This is a genomic window from Trichocoleus sp. FACHB-6, assembly GCF_014695815.1.
Lineage (GTDB): Bacteria > Cyanobacteriota > Cyanobacteriia > Cyanobacteriales > FACHB-T130 > Funiculus > Funiculus sociatus.
The window spans coordinates 19,691-41,909 of record NZ_JACJOY010000098.1; the positions used below are offsets into that span (position 1 = coordinate 19,691).

21 protein-coding genes and 1 pseudogene are annotated in these 22,219 nt (G+C 46.0%); 14 read left to right on the forward strand and 8 right to left on the reverse strand.

Annotated elements, in window-relative coordinates:
* The first annotated feature begins 222 nt into the window (after positions 1-222).
* The 6 genes from H6F66_RS20030 to H6F66_RS29475 all read left to right on the forward strand — a co-directional run bounded on the left by H6F66_RS20030 (position 223) and on the right by H6F66_RS29475 (position 6,888).
* Positions 223-2,319 (forward strand): NAD(P)H-quinone oxidoreductase subunit 5, encoded by a 2,097-nt coding sequence (locus H6F66_RS20030; RefSeq protein WP_190424560.1) that lies wholly within the window; start codon positions 223-225, stop codon positions 2,317-2,319.
* Between the two features lie 142 nt (positions 2,320-2,461).
* Entirely contained in the window at positions 2,462-4,039 is a 1,578-nt protein-coding gene (gene ndhD1, locus H6F66_RS20035; protein WP_190424562.1) for a photosynthetic/respiratory NAD(P)H-quinone oxidoreductase subunit D1, read from the forward strand.
* A 36-nt stretch (positions 4,040-4,075) separates the two neighbouring features.
* Positions 4,076-4,342, forward strand: a complete 267-nt coding sequence (locus tag H6F66_RS20040; protein ID WP_190424564.1) for a hypothetical protein — start codon at positions 4,076-4,078, stop codon at positions 4,340-4,342.
* A gap of 127 nt (positions 4,343-4,469) precedes the next feature.
* On the forward strand, positions 4,470-5,762 hold the full coding sequence (gene thrC / locus H6F66_RS20045; protein ID WP_190424566.1) for a threonine synthase: 1,293 nt from the start codon (positions 4,470-4,472) through the stop codon (positions 5,760-5,762).
* 89 nt (positions 5,763-5,851) lie between these two features.
* Positions 5,852-6,127, forward strand: a complete 276-nt coding sequence (locus tag H6F66_RS20050; RefSeq protein WP_190424568.1) for a MoaD/ThiS family protein — start codon at positions 5,852-5,854, stop codon at positions 6,125-6,127.
* A 50-nt stretch (positions 6,128-6,177) separates the two neighbouring features.
* Positions 6,178-6,888, forward strand: a complete 711-nt coding sequence (locus H6F66_RS29475) for a DUF2996 domain-containing protein (protein ID WP_190424570.1) — start codon at positions 6,178-6,180, stop codon at positions 6,886-6,888.
* 106 nt (positions 6,889-6,994) lie between these two features.
* Here the strand turns inward: H6F66_RS29475 and H6F66_RS20060 are convergent, their stop codons facing one another.
* A complete protein-coding gene (locus H6F66_RS20060) occupies positions 6,995-7,471 on the reverse strand; it encodes an NINE protein (RefSeq protein WP_190424571.1) in 477 nt (158 codons plus the stop codon).
* Positions 7,472-7,771: 300 nt separating this feature from the next.
* Here H6F66_RS20060 and acsF point away from each other — a divergent pair, with 300 nt between their 5' ends.
* Together acsF and H6F66_RS20070 are read left to right on the forward strand one after the other, a co-directional pair.
* A complete protein-coding gene (gene acsF, locus H6F66_RS20065) occupies positions 7,772-8,848 on the forward strand; it encodes a magnesium-protoporphyrin IX monomethyl ester (oxidative) cyclase (RefSeq protein WP_190424573.1) in 1,077 nt (358 codons plus the stop codon).
* A gap of 161 nt (positions 8,849-9,009) precedes the next feature.
* Positions 9,010-9,678 (forward strand): hypothetical protein, encoded by a 669-nt coding sequence (locus tag H6F66_RS20070; protein WP_190424575.1) that lies wholly within the window; start codon positions 9,010-9,012, stop codon positions 9,676-9,678.
* 80 nt (positions 9,679-9,758) lie between these two features.
* Here H6F66_RS20070 and H6F66_RS20075 read toward each other — a convergent pair whose 3' ends face one another.
* Together H6F66_RS20075 and H6F66_RS20080 are read right to left on the reverse strand one after the other, a co-directional pair.
* Complete coding sequence (locus tag H6F66_RS20075) at positions 9,759-10,016, reverse strand: hypothetical protein (protein WP_190424577.1); 258 nt, start codon at positions 10,014-10,016, stop codon at positions 9,759-9,761.
* 423 nt (positions 10,017-10,439) lie between these two features.
* Positions 10,440-10,700: a MoaD/ThiS family protein gene (locus H6F66_RS20080; protein ID WP_190424579.1), complete on the reverse strand. Its 261-nt coding sequence runs from the start codon at positions 10,698-10,700 to the stop codon at positions 10,440-10,442.
* A gap of 501 nt (positions 10,701-11,201) precedes the next feature.
* On the opposite strand from H6F66_RS20080, the gene H6F66_RS29480 reads away from it, so the two are divergent.
* The gene (locus H6F66_RS29480; protein ID WP_190424581.1) at positions 11,202-13,628 is read left to right on the forward strand and encodes a bifunctional serine/threonine-protein kinase/ABC transporter substrate-binding protein; all 2,427 of its coding nucleotides are present in this window, start codon (positions 11,202-11,204) and stop codon (positions 13,626-13,628) included.
* 8 nt (positions 13,629-13,636) lie between these two features.
* On the opposite strand, the gene H6F66_RS20090 is transcribed toward H6F66_RS29480, so the two are convergent.
* From H6F66_RS20090 to H6F66_RS20100, 3 genes are all read right to left on the reverse strand, one after another.
* Positions 13,637-14,245, reverse strand: a complete 609-nt coding sequence (locus tag H6F66_RS20090; protein ID WP_190424583.1) for a J domain-containing protein — start codon at positions 14,243-14,245, stop codon at positions 13,637-13,639.
* Positions 14,246-14,334: 89 nt separating this feature from the next.
* Positions 14,335-14,928: an ATP-dependent Clp protease proteolytic subunit gene (locus H6F66_RS20095; protein WP_190424584.1), complete on the reverse strand. Its 594-nt coding sequence runs from the start codon at positions 14,926-14,928 to the stop codon at positions 14,335-14,337.
* Between the two features lie 112 nt (positions 14,929-15,040).
* Positions 15,041-15,700, reverse strand: a complete 660-nt coding sequence (locus tag H6F66_RS20100) for an ATP-dependent Clp protease proteolytic subunit (RefSeq protein ID WP_190424586.1) — start codon at positions 15,698-15,700, stop codon at positions 15,041-15,043.
* A 391-nt stretch (positions 15,701-16,091) separates the two neighbouring features.
* Between H6F66_RS20100 and H6F66_RS20105 the strand changes: the two genes are divergently transcribed.
* The 3 genes from H6F66_RS20105 (at position 16,092) to H6F66_RS29045 (ending at position 18,110) form a co-directional block, all read left to right on the forward strand.
* Positions 16,092-17,333 carry a VWA domain-containing protein gene (locus H6F66_RS20105; protein WP_190424588.1) on the forward strand — a complete coding sequence of 414 codons (1,242 nt, stop codon included), beginning with the start codon at positions 16,092-16,094 and terminating at the stop codon, positions 17,331-17,333.
* Positions 17,334-17,459: 126 nt separating this feature from the next.
* Positions 17,460-17,969: a GNAT family N-acetyltransferase gene (locus H6F66_RS20110; RefSeq protein WP_190424590.1), complete on the forward strand. Its 510-nt coding sequence runs from the start codon at positions 17,460-17,462 to the stop codon at positions 17,967-17,969.
* Between the two features lie 6 nt (positions 17,970-17,975).
* Positions 17,976-18,110 (forward strand): hypothetical protein, encoded by a 135-nt coding sequence (locus H6F66_RS29045; RefSeq protein ID WP_277874034.1) that lies wholly within the window; start codon positions 17,976-17,978, stop codon positions 18,108-18,110.
* A gap of 153 nt (positions 18,111-18,263) precedes the next feature.
* Here H6F66_RS29045 and H6F66_RS20115 read toward each other — a convergent pair whose 3' ends face one another.
* Entirely contained in the window at positions 18,264-19,343 is a 1,080-nt protein-coding gene (locus H6F66_RS20115; protein WP_190424592.1) for a PIN/TRAM domain-containing protein, read from the reverse strand.
* Positions 19,344-19,708: 365 nt separating this feature from the next.
* Here H6F66_RS20115 and hemW point away from each other — a divergent pair, with 365 nt between their 5' ends.
* Together hemW and H6F66_RS20125 are read left to right on the forward strand one after the other, a co-directional pair.
* The gene (gene hemW / locus H6F66_RS20120; RefSeq protein WP_190424594.1) at positions 19,709-20,971 is read left to right on the forward strand and encodes a radical SAM family heme chaperone HemW; all 1,263 of its coding nucleotides are present in this window, start codon (positions 19,709-19,711) and stop codon (positions 20,969-20,971) included.
* Positions 20,972-21,070: 99 nt separating this feature from the next.
* Positions 21,071-21,796, forward strand: a complete 726-nt coding sequence (locus H6F66_RS20125; RefSeq protein WP_190424596.1) for a rhomboid family intramembrane serine protease — start codon at positions 21,071-21,073, stop codon at positions 21,794-21,796.
* A 118-nt stretch (positions 21,797-21,914) separates the two neighbouring features.
* Here the strand turns inward: H6F66_RS20125 and H6F66_RS20130 are convergent.
* Positions 21,915-22,219, reverse strand: a pseudogene (locus tag H6F66_RS20130) (hypothetical protein); the annotation flags it as partial.

The window sequence follows — 22,219 nt, forward strand, 5'->3', positions numbered from 1 at the left end:
ACTGGGGACTAGGGACTGGGTAAAACTTTTTCCCAATTTCTAATCCCCAATCCCCAATCCCCCAAAAATGAACCCATTGGTTATCTCTACCGATGGGTTCATTTTTTTCTATTGCTTTGTCGCTTCCCAAACGGTTAGTTATAAATACTTTAGAGGACTGTATATGTCACAATGTAAACGGTCTTGCCAAATTAGTGAAGAAATATAAAGTAGGCGTTAGTGATGGAACCACTCTATCAGTATGCCTGGATCATCCCGGTGCTGCCACTAGCTGGGGCGATGCTGGTCGGTCTGGGACTAATCTCGATTAACCAATTTACTAACCGTCTGCGGCAGTTAAACGCCGTAGTTATAGTTTCCCTGCTGGGGGCGGCGATGGGTTACTCCTTAGCTTTGCTTTGGAGTCAATTTCACGGACATCCGCCCTACACGCACGCCCTAGAATGGGCAGCAGCAGGAAATTTTCACCTGAATATGGGCTACACGATTGACCACTTAACAGCCTTGATGCTGGTCATCGTGACGACAGTAGCCTTCCTGGTGATGATTTACACCGATGGCTACATGGCTCACGATCCGGGGTATGTGCGATTTTACGCCTACCTGAGCCTATTTAGCTCTTCAATGTTGGGTCTAGTGGTCAGCCCAAACCTGGTACAGGTTTATATTTTCTGGGAACTGGTCGGTATGTGTTCGTACCTACTGATCGGGTTCTGGTATGACCGCAAAGGGGCAGCTGATGCCTGTCAAAAAGCTTTTGTAACCAACCGCGTTGGCGATTTTGGTCTGCTGTTGGGTATGCTGGGGCTTTACTGGGCAACTGGCAGCTTTGAGTTCGACGTGATGGGCGATCGCTTGCAAACATTGGTCGAATCTGGCTACCTCAGCGCTGGTCTTGCCGCCTTGTTCGCAGTTTTAGTATTTATGGGGCCTGTGGCCAAATCTGCCCAGGTTCCCCTACACGTTTGGCTACCAGACGCGATGGAAGGCCCTACGCCCATCTCGGCGCTGATTCACGCGGCAACGATGGTGGCGGCTGGTGTTTTCCTAATTGCCCGGATGTATCCGGTGTTTGAAGGCATCCCAGTGGCAATGGATGTGATTGCCTGGACGGGAGCCGTTACCGCCTTTACAGGTGCCACAATCGCTATTACCCAAAACGATATCAAGAAAGGTCTAGCTTATTCCACTATGTCCCAACTGGGCTACATGGTGATGGCGATGGGAGTAGGGGCATACACTGCTGGTTTGTTTCACCTGATGACTCACGCCTACTTTAAGGCGATGTTGTTTTTGGGTTCTGGTTCTGTAATTCACGGCATGGAAGATGTCGTGGGTCATGATACCGCCCTAAATCAGGATATGCGGCTGATGGGGGGACTGCGAAAGTATATGCCGATTACCGCCATGACGTTTTTGGTGGGAACTTTGGCAATTAGTGGGATTCCGCCTTTTGCTGGCTTCTGGTCGAAAGATGAAATCTTGGGTTCTGCCTTTGGCGCTAATCCGTTGCTGTGGGGTATCGGTTGGCTGACGGCTGGGATGACCGCTTTCTATATGTTCCGGATGTACTTCCGGACGTTTGAGGGCGAATTCCGGGGCAATGAGATGGATATTCGCAAGCAACTTCTAGCAGGCGCTAAATCTAGCTTAGAACTGGGTTCTGAGTCCGCAACCCTTAGTCCTAATTTTGGACCTGGGGCAATGGATACCAGAGAGTTGAAGGCTAAAGCACATGATAGCCACGACGACCACAGCCACAGCGAATATCCCCACGAGTCACCAATTTCTATGACGCTGCCACTACTAATTTTGGCGGTGCCTTCGGCGCTAATTGGTTTGGTGGGAACGCCATTCCACAACTACTTTGAGGAGTTCATTCACGCGCCAAGCGAGTCCGTTGAGGAAGTTTTGGAAAAAGCAAGCGAGTTCAACTTGACGGAATTTCTGATCATGGGTGGTAATTCGGTAGGAATTGCCTTGATCGGAATTACTTTGGCTTCTCTGATGTACTTACATGGCAAAATCGATCCGGCAGCGATCGCATCCAGAATCCCCTTCCTGTACAAGCTGTCTCTCAACAAGTGGTACTTTGACGAAATCTATGACAACCTTTTCGTTCAGGGGTGCCGCCGCATAGCACGACAAGTCATGGAAGTGGACTTTCGAGTTGTCGATGGTGCAGTTAACCTCACGGGATTAGCTGCCCTCTTAAGTGGTGAAAGTCTGAAATACTTTGAAACTGGTCGCGTCCAATTCTATGCGCTGATTGTGTTTGCTGCGGTGCTGGTAGGCGTGATTGTCTTTGGTGTCACTTGATATTGGGGAATGGGGACTAGGGACTGGAGACTGGGGACTAGGGGCTAGGGACTGGGTAAGACTTTTCGCCAATTCCCAATACCCTTTCCCCAATCACCCTTTCCCCAATTGCCAATTAGCAAATAGCAATTAGCAATTACCAATGAATGCAAACTTTCCTTGGCTGACTTTCATCATTTTGTTTCCCGTCGCCGCCTCTCTGCTGGTGCCTCTGGTGCCGGATAAAGATGGCAAAACAGTGCGTTGGTATGCCCTGATTGTCGGGCTGATTGATTTCGCGGTCATAGTATACACCTTCTATACCCAGTACGATTTTTCTAACCCCGGTTTGCAACTGGTAGAGAGTTATTCTTGGGTGCCGCAGCTGGATTTAAAATGGTCGGTGGGCGTAGATGGCTTGTCAATGCCCCTGGTGTTGCTCACTGGCTTCATTACCACGCTGGCAACTTTGGCAGCTTGGCCTGTAACTTTTAAGCCGAAGCTGTTTTACTTTTTGCTTCTGGCAATGTACGGCGGTCAAATTGCCGTGTTTGCTGTCCAAGATATGCTGTTGTTTTTCCTAGTGTGGGAACTGGAACTGATTCCGGTATACCTGCTATTGGCAATCTGGGGCGGTAAAAAGCGTCTTTACGCGGCAACCAAGTTTATCCTCTACACCGCAGGCGCTTCGCTGTTCATTTTAGTGGCAGCGCTGGCGATGGCGTTCTACGGCGATACGGTAACGTTCGATATGAGCGCGCTGGCTGCCAAAGATTACGCCCTCAATTTCCAACTCTGGATTTACGCCGGATTCCTAATAGCCTACGGCGTTAAGCTGCCCATTATTCCTCTACATACCTGGCTTCCTGATGCCCACGGCGAAGCTACCGCGCCCGTACATATGTTGCTGGCGGGAATTTTGCTGAAGATGGGCGGCTACGCGCTGATTCGGATGAATGCCCAGATGCTCCCTGACGCTCATGCGCTGTTTGCGCCAGCGTTGGTGATTCTGGGTGTTACTAACATCATTTACGCTGCTCTCACCTCTTTTGCCCAGCGCAACCTGAAGCGCAAAATCGCCTATTCCTCCATCTCTCACATGGGATTTGTGCTGATTGGGATTGCCTCATTCACCGATTTAGGTTTGAGTGGTGCAGTACTGCAAATGGTTTCCCACGGCTTAATTGGGGCGAGCTTATTCTTCCTGGTGGGAGCGACTTACGATCGCACTCACACGCTGATGCTGGATGAAATGGGCGGTGTCGGACAGAAAATGCGGAAAATTTTCGCCATGTTCACTACCTGTTCGATGGCATCTTTGGCATTGCCTGGGATGAGCGGCTTTGTGGCGGAATTGATGGTGTTTGTCGGCTTTGCTACCAGCGATGCTTATAACCCGACTTTTAAGGTGATAGTGGTCTTCCTAGCGGCTGTTGGTGTGATTTTGACACCAATATACCTACTCTCAATGCTGCGGGAAATTTTCTACGGTTCGGAGAACAAGGAATTAGTTGAACACGAAGCCTTGATCGATGCTGAACCACGAGAGGTGTTTATTATTGCTTGTCTGTTGGTGCCAATTATTGGCATTGGTTTTTATCCGAAGTTGTTGACGCAGATTTATGATGCGACAACGATACAGCTGACGGCAAGATTGCGAGATTCTGTACCGTCTTTGGCGCAACAGCGACAGAGTACGGAAACGGTGTCTTTGCGTGCGCCGGAAATTGGTGCTAATTAAAATTCCGAATGCCAGAAGGCGCGGCTACGCACAACTTTGCCCCCCTGTGGGGGCTTTTTATTTTGGGGATGCGATCGCCTACTAATTTCCCAACTAATTAAAATGCCGAATGCCGGAAGGTGCGGCTACGCAAAACTTCGCCCCCCTGTGGGGGCTTTTTATTTTGGGGATGCGATCGCGGTGAAGAATTATTTGCCAAGGCAAAAAAATATTTATTCTCAGGCTGCTAATAATTTTCGTTCGTTTACCCAGAAAGCCTCTGGATTATCATCACCCCAGAGCAACACACCTTGTTACCCCTAAGGAATAGTTAAGACCACTAGCATTTTATTAATCCCGACTAAAATAGTCGGATATATTTGACGGGTATTTTTACCTGTGCTAGTATCAACCGAACTGATGACGGAAGTTCAGTAGAGTGTAAATACCCATGACCCAGGCAACCCAGTCAACAACGGCAACCTTTAAAGCTCTTAAGTGTAAAGAGTGCGGCACCGAGTACGAACCCAAGGCAACTCATGTATGTGAGTTTTGTTTTGGCCCTTTGGAAGTAACTTATGACTACGATGCGCTGCGCCGCACCGTTACTCGTGAAAGTATTCAGAAAGGGCCGAACTCAATTTGGCGCTATCGTCCATTTTTGCCAGTTGTCACCGAAACACCAATTGATGTAGGAACTGGCATGACACCGCTAGTTAAAGCAAATCGCTTGGCACGTCGCCTGGGTATTAAAAATCTTTATATAAAAAACGATGCCGTCAATATGCCCACCCTGAGTTTTAAAGACCGGGTGGTGTCGGTGGCTTTAACAAGAGCGCAGGAGTTAGGTTTCACTACGGTGTCCTGCGCCAGTACAGGAAATTTGGCTAATTCTACAGCTGCGATCGCTGCCCACGCCGGACTAGACTGCTGCGTTTTCATCCCCGCTGACCTCGAAGCTGGCAAAGTCCTGGGTACGCTCATCTACGGCCCTACGGTTATGGCAGTTCAAGGTAACTACGACCAAGTAAACCGCCTCTGCTGCGAAGTTGCCAACACGCAAGGCTGGGGATTTGTCAACATCAATTTGCGCCCCTACTACTCCGAAGGTTCCAAAACCCTCGGCTATGAAGTTGCAGAACAGCTAGGCTGGCAATTGCCGGATCATATCGTCGCCCCTCTTGCCTCCGGCTCTCTGTTCACCAAAATCTACAAAGGCTTCCAAGAATTTATCAAAGTCGGCCTAGTTGACGAAAAGAGCGTCCGTTTCAGTGGCGCACAGGCAGAAGGTTGTTCCCCAATTGCCCAAGCTTATCGGGATGGACGCGACTTTGTGACCCCAGTCAAGCCGAATACAATTGCTAAATCTATCGCTATCGGTAACCCTGCTGATGGGATCTATGCGCTGGAAATAGCTAAGAAAACAAACGGGAGCATCGAATCAGTCAACGATGCGGAAATTGTTGACGGCATCAAGCTGTTGGCTGAAACTGAAGGCATATTCACCGAAACTGCTGGCGGCACAACTGTGGCTGTGCTGAAAAAGCTGGTGGAAGCTGGTAAGATTGATCCTTCGGAAACCACTGTTGTATATATCACGGGCAACGGGTTGAAAACTCAGGAAGCCGTGCAAGGATACATTGGTGAACCGCTGACAATTGAGGCGAAGTTGGATAGTTTCGAGCGTGCCTTGGAGCGATCGCGTACACTGGAGCGTCTCGACTGGCAGCAAGTGCTGGTCTAATTTTCTTAGCACCGAGGTAGAGCCTCGTTATTTCGTTCCGAGTCAGATGCTGGGAACGAGAAATTGACAATTACCAATTACTGATTACTATGTCCGTCAAAGTTTTAATTCCCACCCCTCTACAAAAGCTGACAAACAATCAAGCCGCTGTCGAAGGTAATGGCAGTACGATTAGTGAATTGCTTGAATCCCTAGAGCAAAGCTTCCCTGGCATCAAAATGCGTCTTTGCGACGAACAAGGGGAGGTACGCAGATTTGTAAACTTCTACGTTAACAGCGAAGACATCCGCTTTCTGGAAGGAGCCAAAACGCCTCTCAAAGAAGGCGATGAAGTAAGCATTGTGGCAGCGCAGGCTGGAGGCTGATTCAAGTTAGGATTGGCAATAAAGGAACCGTCAAGCCTTGGAGTAGAAGAATGCCAGAAGAAATTAATCATAATGATGCTGGAGAGGTAGCTCCTAGCACTGTTGATAAACAAGCTCCCGATGTTTCTGAGGACAATGCTCCCAGTACCGACTCGGATGTAGCAACCAACATTCCTACAGCAAACGCCCCCGACCCCGCATCCACCAATCCAGAAGTCAACCCTAATGCTGCTGGCGAGAAATCTTCTACAGCGGCATCAACTCCAGATGACTCGGCTCAAGTGCAGGCAAATCCTAAAAAAACTGCACAAGTACCGAAAGAGGACAAGCCAGCAGCTAAAGCCGCTAAAGATGGGGACAAGCCAGCAGCAAAACCCGCAGCAGCAAAAAAAGAAAAAGCTCCGGCGGTTGAAGATAAGCCATTTATGGAATTTATCCAGCAAGACTACTTGCCAGCTTTAAAAACAGCACTTGAGAAAACGGGTGTTCAAGATTTAGAGTTGAAGTTGGAAAAGCGATCGCTTCAAGAAGTCTCTGACTGCTGGCAAGTCTACGGTAGTTGGCAAGGCGGTAAACGTCAATTTAACGTTTATTTCCCTGAAGAAGACATCCAAAAACAAAGAGCTTTTTCCTGTTATGAAGGTTCTAAACCTAGCACGATTGAGCCTTTTTTGTGTGATGAGCGTAAAATAACGCTAGATTTACTGGTGTTTGGAGTTACGCAGCGGTTGAATGCTCAAAAGTGGCTGACTAGAAATTAGTGAAAATGCCTGACGAAGGTAGAGACGTTATATACAACGTCTCTACCTTCGGCTTTATCTCCAGGTAACACCTGTAGGGCGTATTGCAAGTATTGGATAAACCCCTTTACAACTCGATGAACTCGTAAATAACGATGCCTGTTTCGGGATGATTGTCAATCATAACGTAGCCACTTTTAACCATGTCTTTCAACGTGGCTTCTACCTGGGTAAAGTTAAGCCCAGTTTCCATTACTGCTTGGGTGACGGAAAGTTTGCCCCCTCTAACAGCAGCAGCTTTCAGAAGTTTGAGCATCATTTCGTCGCGGGTTAGCTCTTGCTTGGTGAGAGCGATCGCAGGCTGCGACAAAGGCACACCATTGGCAGATACCCCCAATTTGGCTTTAGACAGGGCGTTATGCTCCTCAACCATTCGGGGAATCAAAAATAAATCCACTACCTGCCCGACACCAAATAAACCAAAAGTAAACAGCCACAGCAGACCAGTCCCGATTTTTCCATTGTAAAGGCGATGCAGCCCCGCTATGGGCGGAGAAAATAAACAGCCGAGCCAAAGAAAATAGGCAGTGGAGACATTGTTCATAAAATTCCCGCTTTGCTTCAGGTATCCTGGTTTCAATGATAGATATTTTGTTTTGGGAATTGGGAATTGGGGAATTGGGAATTGGGGATTGGGGATTGGGGATTGGGAAGAATCTTACCCAGTCCCTAGTCCCCAGTCCCTAGTCCCCACTCCCTAGCCCCCAGCAAATGTGACAAAAGTTGAAAGTGCTTAGCAAGTCTTAACCGAACAGGTGAGCGATCGCTACCCTGGAGATTGGTAGACTGGAACGCAGGCAAAGAGTGAGAGCGACAGAAATTTATAACAAGAGAGAAAGAGAATATGGTGGATTCCCTCAAAAAACCCAGCTTTGAAGAATTAAGACCAGGGGTGAAAGTACCAGCAAAAGAAACTTTGCTGACACCCAGGTTCTATACCACCGACTTTGATGAAATGGCGAAGATGGATCTCTCGCCGAATGAAGAAGAACTTAAAGCGCTGCTGGAAGAGTTTCGCGCTGACTATAACCGTCACCACTTTGTCAGAGATGCAGAATTTGAACAATCCTGGGATAGCATCGACGGGGAAACTCGCAAATTATTTATCGAATTCCTAGAACGTTCCTGCACAGCAGAATTCTCCGGTTTCCTGCTATACAAAGAACTGGGACGCAGATTGAAAGACAAAAATCCACTGTTGGCGGAAGGCTTTAACCTGATGTCGCGGGATGAAGCACGTCACGCAGGTTTCCTGAATAAGGCGCTGTCAGACTTCAACCTGTCGCTAGACTTGGGATTTTTGACCAAGACTCATAAATACACCTTCTTTAAGCCAAAGTTTATCTTCTACGCTACCTATCTGTCTGAGAAAATTGGCTACTGGCGCTACATCACAATTTATCGTCATTTGGAAGCACATCCCGAAAACCGGATTTATCCGATTTTCCGGTTCTTTGAAAACTGGTGTCAGGATGAAAACCGCCACGGTGACTTTTTCGATGCGGTAATGCGAGCGCAACCCCAGTTTTTGAACGATTGGAGAGCGAAGCTGTGGTGTCGGTTCTTCCTGCTGTCAGTGTTTGCAACAATGTACCTCAACGATATTCAGCGTTCCGGCTTCTACGCCTCACTAGGGTTGGATGCACGAGACTATGATATCAAAGTGATTGAAAAGACCAATGAAACAGCAGGACGTGTTTTTCCAGTAATTCTGGATGTGTCGAAGCCGGAATTTTATCAACGGCTGGATGTTTGCATCAACAATAACGAAAAACTGGGTGCGATCGCTAACTCCAACACCCCCAAATTCCTGCAATTCTTCCAGAAGCTACCGTTCTACGTTTCCAATGCTTGGCAATTGCTGCGGTTATACCTGATGAAGCCGATTGACATGACATCAGTACACGGCACAGTACGCTAATTTTAGGCTTCTTCAACTGAAGTGGTTTTGCACAAAGCAAAGCCACTTTTTTTAACGCAAAGGTACGGTTGACGCAAAGGTATGCAAGGAGGTTAATCTGGCTCTGCGTACCTTTGTGATTCCCTTCGCTACCTAAAGCGTTTAAACCTCAAAATTTTTGCATGAGATTAAATTATTGGTGGCTGTTAACATTCGGTATAAGCTTGATCGGGATACCGCCTGCATCAAGTCAAACCCAACCACAAGCGACACCGGAAAAAATTGAAAATAGTCCAGCCTTGCAGCGGTGGCGGGAAAAAGTACCGAATGTTTTAGAAGAAATTCGTAATGACCCCAGCTTCCGTACCAGAGTACGGCTGGGTTACTCTCAGTTTCCCTCATCTGGGCAAGCGGGGGGAGTAAATGTTGGTGTGGAAGATTTGTTTATTGGCCGCTCTGGTTTAACGGTTAGTGGCGACTATCAGGGAACCTTTGAAGGCGACACGAGTGCCTACGGGGTAGACTTGCGATATTACGTGCGTCCCTTAGGCAGTTACGTGAACTTTGCGCCCGTCGTAGGCTATCGTCATTTGGAAACTGACAAATATTCGACGGATGGCGTTAATGTCGGTGCAAGAGTGTTGCTAGTTTTGTCTCGCACTGGTGCCGCAGATATCTCTTTAACTCAGAGTTGGGTTGCTCCAGCCACCAGTGAAGAAGTCGGCATCACAACGCTTTCTGTTGGCTATGCCTTCACCCGCAATTTCCGCTTATCGACTGACATCCAGAAGCAAAACGCCCGACAACAAAAAGATAGTCGCGTTGGCATTGTTTTGGAATGGATGCCTTAATTTGGGGTTGAACTGGGCCCAAGGAAGGGAAGCGATCGCTTTGCCCCTTCCTTCCCCCCAGATTGTGAAGGTTTTTTCAATTAAATTTCAGCTTTTTCCCGAAACCCAGCCAACACCTGTGAAGAAAAATAATGTGCTAGTTGACAGCGCCAACAAATTGTGCTGATAGACAGCATTACTGAAAGGATGATGGTTCTACTCCATAAAAGAGCAAAAACAAGCTGCATCGCGCATCGACGATAACAACCTCTTGAGAGTGCGTTAAGCAATAGCGTCAGGTTTCCAGCTTGCAATTCCCATCTACCTTCGGCAATTACTTTGGAGGTGTTCGCTCTCATGCCATGTTCTTGCAGATCCGACTCTTTCTCTCAACAGTCATGCTGCTGCTGCAATCAGCGCCGTGAGCCTGCCCTTAGTGGGTTTGGTTTTGGAATAATGATCGTTATCGCCGTCCTGCTGGGTAATGCGATTATAGCCGAGCAGCCTCAGCTTTCGGAAACGACCAGTCCCATCAATACAACTGTTGTTAACTGATATAGCAATCCTAAATGATTCGTGAAAGCCTGTAGGGGCATGGCAGTGCCCCCTACACTAGGGCAAATACTCGTTCACAACTTAAATAGGATTGCTATACGTTGCCTAAAAGCCAATACTTAGCGACCTAACCTAATCTATCAAGCCCAGACAATGCGAGGCTAAACGAAAAGACGCGAGAAACATCGCGTCTTTTCGTTTGATTAATCCAAAATCCTTGCATCGGGTCAGCCGCCGCTGACTGGTGGAATCAGCACAACTTCATCACCATCTTGGATAATGGTATCTGGATCAACGAATTGGAGATTTACACCGAAGCGGGTAAATTCGCGCCATTTGTTGAGTTCTGGATGCTCAGTCATGAAACTATCTAGCACTGCTTTGACAGGTGTATTGGGCGGAAATTCTCGCGACAGTTCCGAAACTCCATAGGCTTCTTGATAGGCGGCGAATAATTTGACGGTAATAGCGATCACTTGTTGGGACATAGGAACTGATGCTCTTCGATTGTCATTAGATTAGCGCGATCGCGCCTTAGTAACCACTGGGTAGTAGTTGGTATATTATGGACTGCCAGCGAGGGAGCATCTACTACAACCTTCATCAAGAATGCGATCGCTGGGATTTTTGCAATAGTGTAGGGAGATCTACAGGTTCGTCCTTTTCTCTTAGACCAATCTAAATCATACAGAAGCTTGGCAAATATTTAGGACAAAATTATTGTCAGACGAATTCAATATCTCAAGTAAAGGATAATTTTTAACTATAATTTTCCACCAACATAAGCTCAGCCATCCAACCATTAGGACGTTATTCCCTGAGCTAAAAGCTCTCCTGAAAGCAACGAAGCTATTTTCACACTTCCATCAGTTGGGAAAAGTATGTTATAAGAAACTTTAATTAAACTATTTTTTAAGAAATTAACTTACTTTGCGCCAGCAACTATAATACTATAACATTCCCACTTTAATCGGGATGGTGTATTCGTCGTGAGTTATTGCATCAATCCCACCTGCCTTCATTTCGATAACCCTGCGAATCAACTCGCTTGTCCTAGCTGTGGGCCAGAAATCTTAGTGACAGGACGGTATCGAGTAATTAAACGTCTGGACAAAGGAGGCTTTGGTCAAACCTTTGAGGTCGAGGATACGTGTCGCGGAGGTACGCGAAAAGTCCTGAAAGTTTTGCACATTGATTGCGATAAGGCAATCTGCCTATTTCAGCGGGAAGCAGAGGTACTAAAGCAGCTGAATTATCAAGGTATTCCCAGAGTCGAGTCAGATGGATACTTCAAAATCGATCTTGTAAATAGCAACAAGCCATTGCATTGTCTGGTAATGGAGAAAATTGAAGGAAGCAATTTGAGAGACTGGCTGAATCGGAATAATGAACCCGTCACCCAACAGCAAGCTTGCGAATGGTTAAAACAAATAACAGAAATTTTAAACAAGATACATCAACACAATTATTTTCATCGAGATATTAAGCCGTCTAATATTATGCTGCAACCTGATAATCAACTTGTATTGATTGATTTTGGTGCAGTACGAGAAGCTACAGAAACCTACTTGCACAACTTACAAGAAAAAGGTTGCACAGTAATTATTTCCCGTGGATACACGCCTCCAGAACAAGTAAATGGCAGAGCTGTTCTCGCATCTGATTTTTATGCTTTGGGGCGAACTTTTGTTCATCTGCTCACAGGAATATCTCCCGATTTGCTGCCTGAAAACGCTAAGACAGGTCGCTTAATTTGGCGAAACAAAGCGCCGAAGGTTTTGCCAAATTTAGCAGATTTGATTGATTACATGATGGCTCCAGACTCAAAAAAGCGACCGAGAAATTCACAAGAAATTTTACAACGGTTAAAAAAGATTGAGACACCAATCAGTAGCAGCTTTCAGCTTATGCAACCTTCCCAAAAGCCTCTAATTCCTCCTAGCAGTAATAATATAAACGAGGAAACTACAACACTTTTCAAACCACCAAATAAAAAACTTACATTTGGAATTTTAGCTGGTGCAATTTTACTGTCGGCAATAGCAGCAATAATCTATTTAATAAACCTACCCAAGGCTTGCGATAAAATTATCGGAGACAATTTAAGTTGTGGAGAAGAAGTTTTAGTTCCCGACTCTGAAGTATCGTTTAAACAACAGGGAGTGCAAAAAATCAAAGATGGTAAATATGCTGAAGCTGTTAGCTTATTAAAAAAGGCACGAGAAGAACAACCCAGCGATCCTGAAACTTTGATTTATCTGAATAATGCCAAACTTGGAAACAAAAAAGCTTACACTATTGCGGTTGTTGCTCCCATAGGCAAGAGTTCAGACACAGCAATGGAGATGATGCGAGGAGTCGCCCAATCCCAAGAGGAAATAAATCAAGGAAAAAAGATTAATGGTATTGGACTTAAAGTGTTAATTGCCGATGATGCAAATAGCCCTAAACAAGCTCAAGAAATTGCTAATAAGCTGGTGAAACGAAGGGATCTTTTAGCAGTTGTCGGTCACTATGCCAGTGAAGTGACGCTAGCAGCTGTGCCTGTTTATCAAGAACACAAATTGGTAGTAATTTCCCCTAGTAGCACAGCAGAAGAACTTTCACGCTGGGGCGATATTCCCAATCACGTTTTCTTTCGTATTATACCGAATACGCGAGTGGCTGCCCAATATTTAGCAAGCTACTTACTAGCTCAATCTCGTTACCAACAAGCAGCAGTTTTTTACGCTCCTGGAAGTAATTTTAGCCGTTCTATGCGAGAGCAATTTCTTATTAGCTTTAAAGCCAGTGGCAGTAAGGTCGTGAAGGAGTTTGATCTGTCTAACCCTCTGTTTAATGCTGGGGCTGCGATCGCTCAAGTACGCAAGCAAGGAGTTACAGCGTTGGGTGTATTTCCCGATGGTGGAACCACTACTTTTGCTATTCCCAATACTTTAAGGTTGATCAAAGCTAATCAAGGTAGTTCTTGGATAGTGGGAGGTAATACCCTCTACAGTCCTGATACTTTACTGCTGTTAGGGAAAGATGCTTTAAACCGCTTTGTGGTGGTTGTAACATGGCATCATTTAGAAAGCCATGAAAACCCAGAATTTCCCCAAGCGGCTAGGAATTTATGGAAAGGTGATGTAAGTTGGCGCACAGCTACGGCTTATGATGCTACTCGTGCGCTGATAATAGCTTTAGAAAAACAATCATCACCGAGCCGTGTTAGTTTGCAACAAGCTTTAGCAGACAAAAACTTTAAAGTCCAAGGAGCTACAGGGACGATTAGTTTTCGAGGTGGCGATCGCAATGAGCCTATTTCTACTTTGGTTAAAGTAGTTCGAGCAAATTGCTCAACCGATAGTTACACTTTTGTACCTGTGAACTATCCCCCACCGAAAGCTAACAGCTTAGAGAATTGCAGAAAATAAATAAAGATTCAAAAAAGCTGCTCTAGGCGGCGAAAATCTCGCTCAACCTCAGCCCAGAGGGAACGGTTGTGGGGGTCAGTTTTCAAGGCTTTTTTTAGATAAATTCTTGCCTTATCAAGTTGCTTTTCAGCGATTAGTTGACGGCCCCACTGTTGATATGCGATCGCTTGCCACTGACGAACTTCCGGATCTTGTGGTAGACGTTGAGCGAGTCCTTCAATCAGAGCGATCGCTCGCGCAAAACGGCGATATTTCAGCAACTGTTGCAACTGCTGATAAGAACTCCACTTCAGTTGTTGATCCATTTGCGACAACTGGGGAGTCTTTGGCAGTTGCGTCTCCTTGCGAGTAATCTTGGTGACGGTTGGTTGAGGTGGCGTTTCTCCGACTGTCTCTTGTTGGCTTGATTCCTCCTCTTGGGTTTCCGACGTTTGCACCACGCCGAGAAGGAACTTGTAAGCCTCAGTCAACTCAATAAACTTATCTTGAGCTTGGCGATTGCCAGGATTTGCATCAGGATGATACTTTCGTGCCAAACGCCGATAAGACGCTTTAATTTCTGCAAAAGATGCCCCTGAGCCTAACCCCAACAATCGGTAACAATCTGCGAGGTTCATCAGAGGTATCTTTAACTATCTTCTTCCAATTTTTGTTTATAGTTTCCATTGCCATTGTAGAGACGCGAGGAGCATCGCGTCTCTACTTATTACAGACGTTCTTCAATCACGCGGTCAATCAAACCGTATTCCTTAGCTTCGTGGGCAGATAGGAAAAAGTCACGATCCATGTCTTTCTCGATTTTTTCGATGGATTGACCTGTTCTGTCAGCATAAATCTGGTTCAGTTGGTGACGAATCCGCAGAATTTCCTTAGCCTCGATTTGAATATCTGTGGCTTGTCCCCGCGTACCGCCGGAGGGTTGGTGGATCATAATTCGCGAGTGAGGCAAAGCAAGGCGTTTGCCTTTTGTGCCAGCTGCCAACAGAAAAGAACCCATCGACGCAGCTAAGCCGACACAAATTGTCACCACATCAGATTTAATGTGCTGCATGGTGTCATAAATAGCCATGCCAGATGTGATCACACCACCAGGAGAATTGATATAGAGGTAGATGTCTTTACCTGGATCTTCAGAATCCAGATAGAGCATCACAGCAACAATCTGGTTAGCCAGTTCATCATCCACGTCTTCCCCCAGGAAAATAATCCGTTCCCGGTAAAGACGATCGTAGATGTTAATCCAATCAGTATATTGTCCCCCTGGCATCCGGTAGGGAACTCTAGGGTAGCCAATAGGCATGGTACAAAACTCCGTTTTTGAATCTTTGAAATTGGTATCTAAAGAATTAAAAATGCAAAATTAAAAATTAAAAATGAAGCATTTCCTTTTTTAATTTTTAATTTTTAACTCTTTAGATGACACCTGCGGGAAGCGGTGTTGGTAAGTCTGCTTTACTCTCCAGAACCCGGTCAATCAAGCCATATTCAACAGCTTGATGGGGTGTCAGGTAGTAGAGCCGATCCATATCCTTAGAGATTTTTTGTTTTGACTGACCCGTATTGCGCGATAGGATATCAAGCATCGTGTCCTTATTAGCCAACACTTCTTTAGCGCGAATTTGAATATCCGTCGCTTGACCGCGAGCGTAGCTCTTAGTCTGGTGCAGGATAATCGTGGCATGGGGGAGACTAGCTCTAAAGCCTTTGGTTCCAGCTGACAGTAGCATCGCCGCCATCCCCATCGCCGAACCGATGCAGATGGTGTGGATGGGCGGCTTAATGTAGTTCATCGTGTCACAGATGGCGAAGGCTTCAGTTTCAAAGCCAACGGGTTCACCGTCATAACGCGAAGTGCCAGTGGAATTGATGTAGATTTTGATCGGTTTTTCGGGGTCTTCGTACTGCAAAAACAGTAGCTGAGCGATAATTAGTTTCGTTACCTCTGGCACCAAGGGCGTTCCCAGATAGACAATCCGCTCCTTCAATATCATGGAGGGTAAATCTGGTGGCGGTGTACGGTAGAAGTTATCGCCGTAGTAAGGAGCTTGAACAGCCTTCATGGGTGAGTTCATGGCGTTGTATGGGCGGTCAATAATGGCGCTATCTTTAATTTGACATTAAATTCCGGTGTACCTCACCGTACTGCTTGGATTCTAGCAGTTTTGCTTTCATTACCGCTTACGGTTAAGGTTCGGTCTTAGGATACAAGGATTTGGAATCTAAGGATGCAAGGATAGGGGATTAGTAATGGATAATCGGTAATTACCACTGTCCCACTATTCCGTGTTGTTTAGCGTTTCTGCCAAGAGTGGTAATTTTCGTGGTGAGTGTTTCCCCAGGGTTAGGCTGCAAGCTATTGTGGAAAATAAGTTCTGTAACTATTTGCGGTTCATTTTCCGTAGCGGCGGTATTTTGCGTTGTGGTTAGTCAGATCGTGTCTTCTCCTGCCAGGATTCAAGTGTTATGAGAGTTGGTTTACAGCCTACCCTGAATGATGCCAATATTGACGCGACTCAAGGGAGTAGCCAGCGTCAACTAGAGATTTCAATTTCTGCGATCGCCAGCGAGTTTGAAGGTCGCGCTCCCTTAAACTTATGTTTGGTTCTTGACCACAGTGGCTCGATGAACGGACGCCCTTTGGAAACGGTGAAACAGGCAGCTGTACGACTGGTGGAGCGTCTCGTACCAGGCGATCGCATTTCTGTGGTTGCTTTCGATCACAGAGCCAAAGTCCTCGTCCCTAACCAAGTCATAGACAACCCAGAAAACATCAAAAAGCAGATTAATCGGCTTACTGCGGATGGGGGTACTGCCATTGATGAGGGTCTAAAGCTGGGAATTGAAGAACTGGCAAAGGGGAAAAAGGAAACCGTTTCCCAGGTTTTCCTCTTAACCGATGGCGAAAATGAGCATGGCGACAACAACCGCTGTCTGAAATTTGCCCAAGTCGCTACAGGCTACAATCTGACGTTGAACACATTGGGGTTTGGCGCTCACTGGAACCAGGACATATTGGAGAAAATTGCCGACGCTGGGGGGGGTATGCTGTCTTATATTGAGCGTCCAGAGCAGGCGGTGGATGAGTTTGGGCGCTTGTTTAATCGCATCTCTTCGGTGGGACTAACTAATGCTTACCTGCTACTGTCTCTGATGCCGAAGGTACGGCTTGCCGAACTCAAACCGATTGCCCAAGTTGCTCCAGATACAATTGAGTTGCCAGTGCAACAAGAAGGCAACTCTTTAGTGGTGCGTTTGGGCGACTTGATGAAGAATGTGCCGCGAGTCATCTTAGCTAACCTTTACGTTGGCCAGTTGTCCGAAGGTCGTCAGAATATTGCGAATGTACAAATCCGCTACGACGATCCTACCCAGAATCAAACGGGTTTACTTTCCCAAATGATGCCAGTCGAGGCGAATGTTGTCCGGAGTTACCAACCCGCACCCAACCAGCAGGTGCAACAGTCTATTTTGGCGTTGGCGAAATATAGGCAAACCCAACTAGCAGAAGCGAAATTGCAACAAGGCGATCGCGTTGGTGCTGCGACAATGTTACAAACTGCCGCCAAAACTGCCCTACAAATGGGAGACAATAGCGCCGCGACCGTTCTGCAAACCAGTGCCACTCGCCTGCAATCAGGAGAAGAACTCTCAGAAGCCGATAGGAAAAAGACGCGGATCGTGTCTAAAACCATTTTGCAAGAATAACCCCCTCGACCCTCGTTCCCAAGCTCCGCCTGGCAATGCTTCCTACACAGGCCCTCCTATCTTAGGCAGCAACCACTCCCACCAGAGACAGCAGCCCATTAAATTGCTTTTGTTTAAATGAGTTGTATGGATTGCATTGAGGCAACACGAACCTATCTTCAAATGTTGTCACTTAATGAGTTGAAGCCAGCAACGGTTGCAAACGATCACGTACAAGTTGATCCGGTTGTCGAGTGTCCACCTTCCTTCTTTCGTTATCTGTACTCCGAAGTTGGGCGCAACTATCACTGGGTGGACAGACTAGGCTGGACAGACGATCGGATTCACGCACACCTAAGCCAACCGAGTATCTCATTATGGGTACTTTATGGTGCAGGCGCACTAGGCGGTTATTTCGAGTTGTGCCAACATGAGGATGGCTCGGTTGAAATTGCCTATTTCGGGTTGCTTAAAGAATTTATAGGACGTGGACTTGGTAAGTATCTGCTCACAATTGCAGTCCAGCAGGCTTGGAAGGAAGGCGCTAATCGCGTTTGGGTGCATACCTGTACGCTCGACCACCCAGCAGCGTTATCCAACTATCTTAAACGAGGATTTAAACCGTTTCGCCAGGAAACATACATCGCGGCCATCTGACAGAATGTGCAGCGATTTCAGCATTTGCTCTTGGAGGAAGCAAAGCTTTATGCGATCGCTTGCATCTGGAGGAGTATGATTGAAAACGATAAAATCCTCGCCCCCTATCCCTTTTTCCTGGCTTTCCAAGTACCGCCGTAAACGTAGAATGGATTATTTTGGCTGATAGAAGGCCAACACTGCTGGCACACAAAAATCCATTGTTCAGACTCATCATAACGAACTCGAAAAAGAACCGATGCAGGTTCGCTGCATCGGTCGCATGATTTGATTCGTATGGCTCTCGACATCTGTCTAGACAGGAACAGAAGCCTGGGGTCTGGCAAAAATCATCCGTCCCGCCGAGGTTTGCAAGGCACTTGTCACCACGACTCGGACTTCACCACCCATGTAGTCGCGGCCATCTTCCACAACTACCATAGTGCCATCGTCCAAATAGCCGACACCCTGCGCGGGTTCCTTGCCACCTTTGAGAATTTTCAGCTCAAGAGTGTCACCAGGCAGATAAATTGCTCTAATTGCCTGAGCCAAGTCGTTAATATTCAGTACAGGCACCTTCTGCAAGGTGGAAACTTTACTGAGATTGTAGTCGTTGGTTAACAGCGTGCCATTAATTTCTTGCGTCAAACGCACTAACTTAGCATCTACCGTAGCGATTTCATCATAGTCCGCTGGGTGGATGACAATGCGTTCTTGGTAAGCTGTTTTCATCCGGTTTAGGATATCTAACCCTCGCCGTCCCCGGATGCGCTTCATATCGTTGGAACCATCTGCCAGTTGTTGGAGTTCCTGCAAGACAAACTGCGGCACTAAAAGTTGACCTTCTATAAAGCCAGTGTTCAGCAGTTCTTCAATGCGACCATCAATGATGCTGCTGGTATCCAAAACTTTTGTAGAGGCAGGCTTGAGGGTTCCTTCTGATACCAACATCGTTTCTACTGAGTGGGGACTGATCAGCCTCAGGAAGGAACGACCGTGGGTATCTGCTAAGGTGACACCCAAGAAGGAAAACATCACGCTGCCTAAAATGGCAACCAAAGGCTTAATAAAAGCAAAATCGAAGGGCATTGGTAACAGGAAAACTGGTGCCAGCATCAAATTTGCTATTAATAAGCCAAGCACCAAGCCGACTGCTCTAGTCAGGATGACCTCTATCGGCATTTCGCGGACTTTCTTTTCTAGGCGACGATAGGTTGTCTGCACCAGCAGCCCAGATGCACCCCCAATTATGGCGGCAAACCCAGCGAATACCCAGCGTAAAGCGTCCTGATTGCTGACTTGATCCAGCATGCCAGTGGGTAGCAATTCTATAGCGTCGAAACCGACTCCCGCCGCTGCTAGGATGAATAAAAGAATTATGAGTGCGTCAAGCATTGTTTCAAGTTGATTGGGATGAATGCTTCAATTTCTGGGAGCGGATCTCAAAAACTGATGCTTGTTTATATTTACCGTTATATTATATCTTTTGTTATGACATTCACTTTTTGGATGAGGTTCAGTTAATATCAGCATCTCTATACAATTTGATTTTTTTTAATGAAGTCAATTGTTTTTTATTAGAGATAGGAAGCGAAAAATTCATCGAGTTCTTTAGCCTGCTGAAGGCTGGACTAGACTAGCGTCTGGGCTTAGGGCGGTGTGAGGTATAAAATTAAATAGCTGACGATAAATTTATTAAAGTTACAACTATTAATCAAATTTCTGAATATTTCATCGCTATATTGAGTATTGATGCAAACATGGTATTAAATTCTTTAAAGCCAGCTAAGAAATTTATTGATTTTGAGGTTCCCAGGAACGCTTATCTACATATCCCATTTTGTAGAAGGCGATGCTTTTACTGTGATTTTCCAGTGTCAGTGGTTGGGGATCATAAGACTGGCAACAACTCTGGGACAATTGAGCATTATCTTGAGGTGCTATTGCAAGAAATTGAAATAACACCAGCACTGGGATTTCCCTTGAACACCATTTTCTTTGGCGGCGGTACTCCTTCGTTGTTGTCGGTGGAACAACTGGAGCGTATCTTGCATAAGCTAGACGGCTGCTTTGGTATTGCTGCTGACGCTGAAATCTCGATGGAGGTAGATCCAGGGACATTTGATAGGAAACAACTCCAAGGCTACCGCTCAACGGGTGTGAATCGAATCAGTCTAGGGGTGCAGTCGTTTGAGCAAAAGTTGCTAGAAATCTGCGGGCGATCGCATACTGTCTCTGACATTTTTGCATCTGTGGAGCTAATCCGTCAGGTAGGGTTTGCCGACTTTAGTTTAGACTTAATTTCTGGATTGCCCCATCAAACCTCAGATCACTGGCAAGAGTCTCTCCTTAAAGCAGTTGCGATCGCTCCTACTCATATTTCAATTTACGATCTGCAAGTAGAACCTGTAACTGCCTTTGGGCGGCAATATCAACCCGGCGCTAAACCCTTACCAGAGGATGAAACCGCCGCCCAAATGTATCGCCAAGCCAGCGAAATCCTTACGGGTGCTGGTTACGAACATTACGAAATTTCTAATTACGCCCAGCCCGGTCATCAATGCCGCCATAATCGTGTTTACTGGGAGAATCGCCCTTACTACGCCTTTGGTATGGGTGCTGCAAGTTACTTGCAGGGGTGCCGTTTCACCCGTCCCCGCAAAACACGAGAATATTACGAATGGGTGCAACAGCTCAGTGAAGCTGGCGGGGTGTTGGACTGTCCTCAGATATCAGCCTCTGAGGTATTGTTAGAAACATTGATGTTAGGGTTGCGTTTGGCAGAAGGCTTAAGTTTATCAACCCTGGCTGAACGGTTTGGCGAACAAACGCTCTCAAAAATTGGCAAATGTTTGCAACCCTACTATCAACAAGGTTGGGTAGAAGTTGTAACCGACAATGGGGAAGCCATTAGACCACAAATTCAAAAACTCTCAGCATCAGGGCGGATAAAATTAACCGATCCGGAGGGGTTCTTGTTTTCTAATGTCATTTTGGCAGATTTGTTTAGCCAGTTGGAATAAATTATCTTTTTTAAACGCTCCAGGTAGCGAAGGTAATCACCAAGGTACGCAAAGTAAAATATTTTTCTGCTTACCTTGGCGTTCAAAACACCAAAGTCCATGATTCCTATTGCAGATAATATTGCTAGTCTCCGCAAGCCGATTATTAATTACTTCTTTATCGGTATTAATATTGCTTTGTTCTTGTGGGAGGTAAAGTTAGAAGTTGCGGGTGAACTTACTAATTTTATCCAACATTGGGGTATCGTCCCGGCTCATTTAAGTGCGGTGATGTCAGATGCACTTAGTGGGGATAATCCTGCTGCGTGGTTTGCTGTTTTGATTGTTTCTAGTTCTCTATTATCAGCGATGTTTCTCCACAGCAGCTTTAGCCAGATTCTGGGAAATCTATTATTTCTATTTGTTTTTGGAAAGGGTGTGGAGAATGTTTTAGGGCATAGGAGATATCTAATATTTTACCTAATTTGCGGTCTTCTTACCGGGATTGTGCAAGTTTTAGCTGAGCCTACCTTAAGTGTGCCATTTATTGGGGCAAATGGCGCGATCGCATCTGTCATCGGTGCCTATCTTTTGAACTTCCCTAAAGCAAAGATTGACGCTATTATCCCCCTGATAGTTGTTTTTATTCCTATCAAACTACCTGCATTTTTCTTCCTATTTTGGTGGTTTGTACAGCAGGTATTTTATGGAATCGGCAGCTTGAAAATTTCCAGCGCTGTTAATCCAGTTAATATTCCCTACTGGACGCATGGAATTGGACTAGCGCTCGGAGTAATATTAGCGCGACTGATGGTTAAATATAAACCTTCTACGGCGATTTACTAAGGAATTATAAAAAAGTTAGGAATGACGAGTAAATATTCACTGACAATTGTTGGTTGAGTTGAAACTACATTTCAACCCAACCAATTGCTCTAGCTATTCTAGATAAGCTCTATCGATATCAACCAAACCAGTCAGAAGGAACATTCCCTGGGTAAGCTTCTGGCGGGAGATGGTGTACAATCCAGTCAAAATTAGATTGGAGAATGTATTTTATACCCTTATGAATTTGATTTTCTATGTGCAGTCTTAGTTCTAAAGAACGATAAGGAAACTTAGGGTAGACTATTCCTGGTTGCGCGTCCTCAACAACCAGGGTAAGCTCATCTAATTTGGTATAAATTGTACTTGACAATAAATCTGGGGTCTGAGAAGTGAAAAAACAAGCAATGCGAGCGCCGGAAAATCTCCAGGAGTAGGCTGATA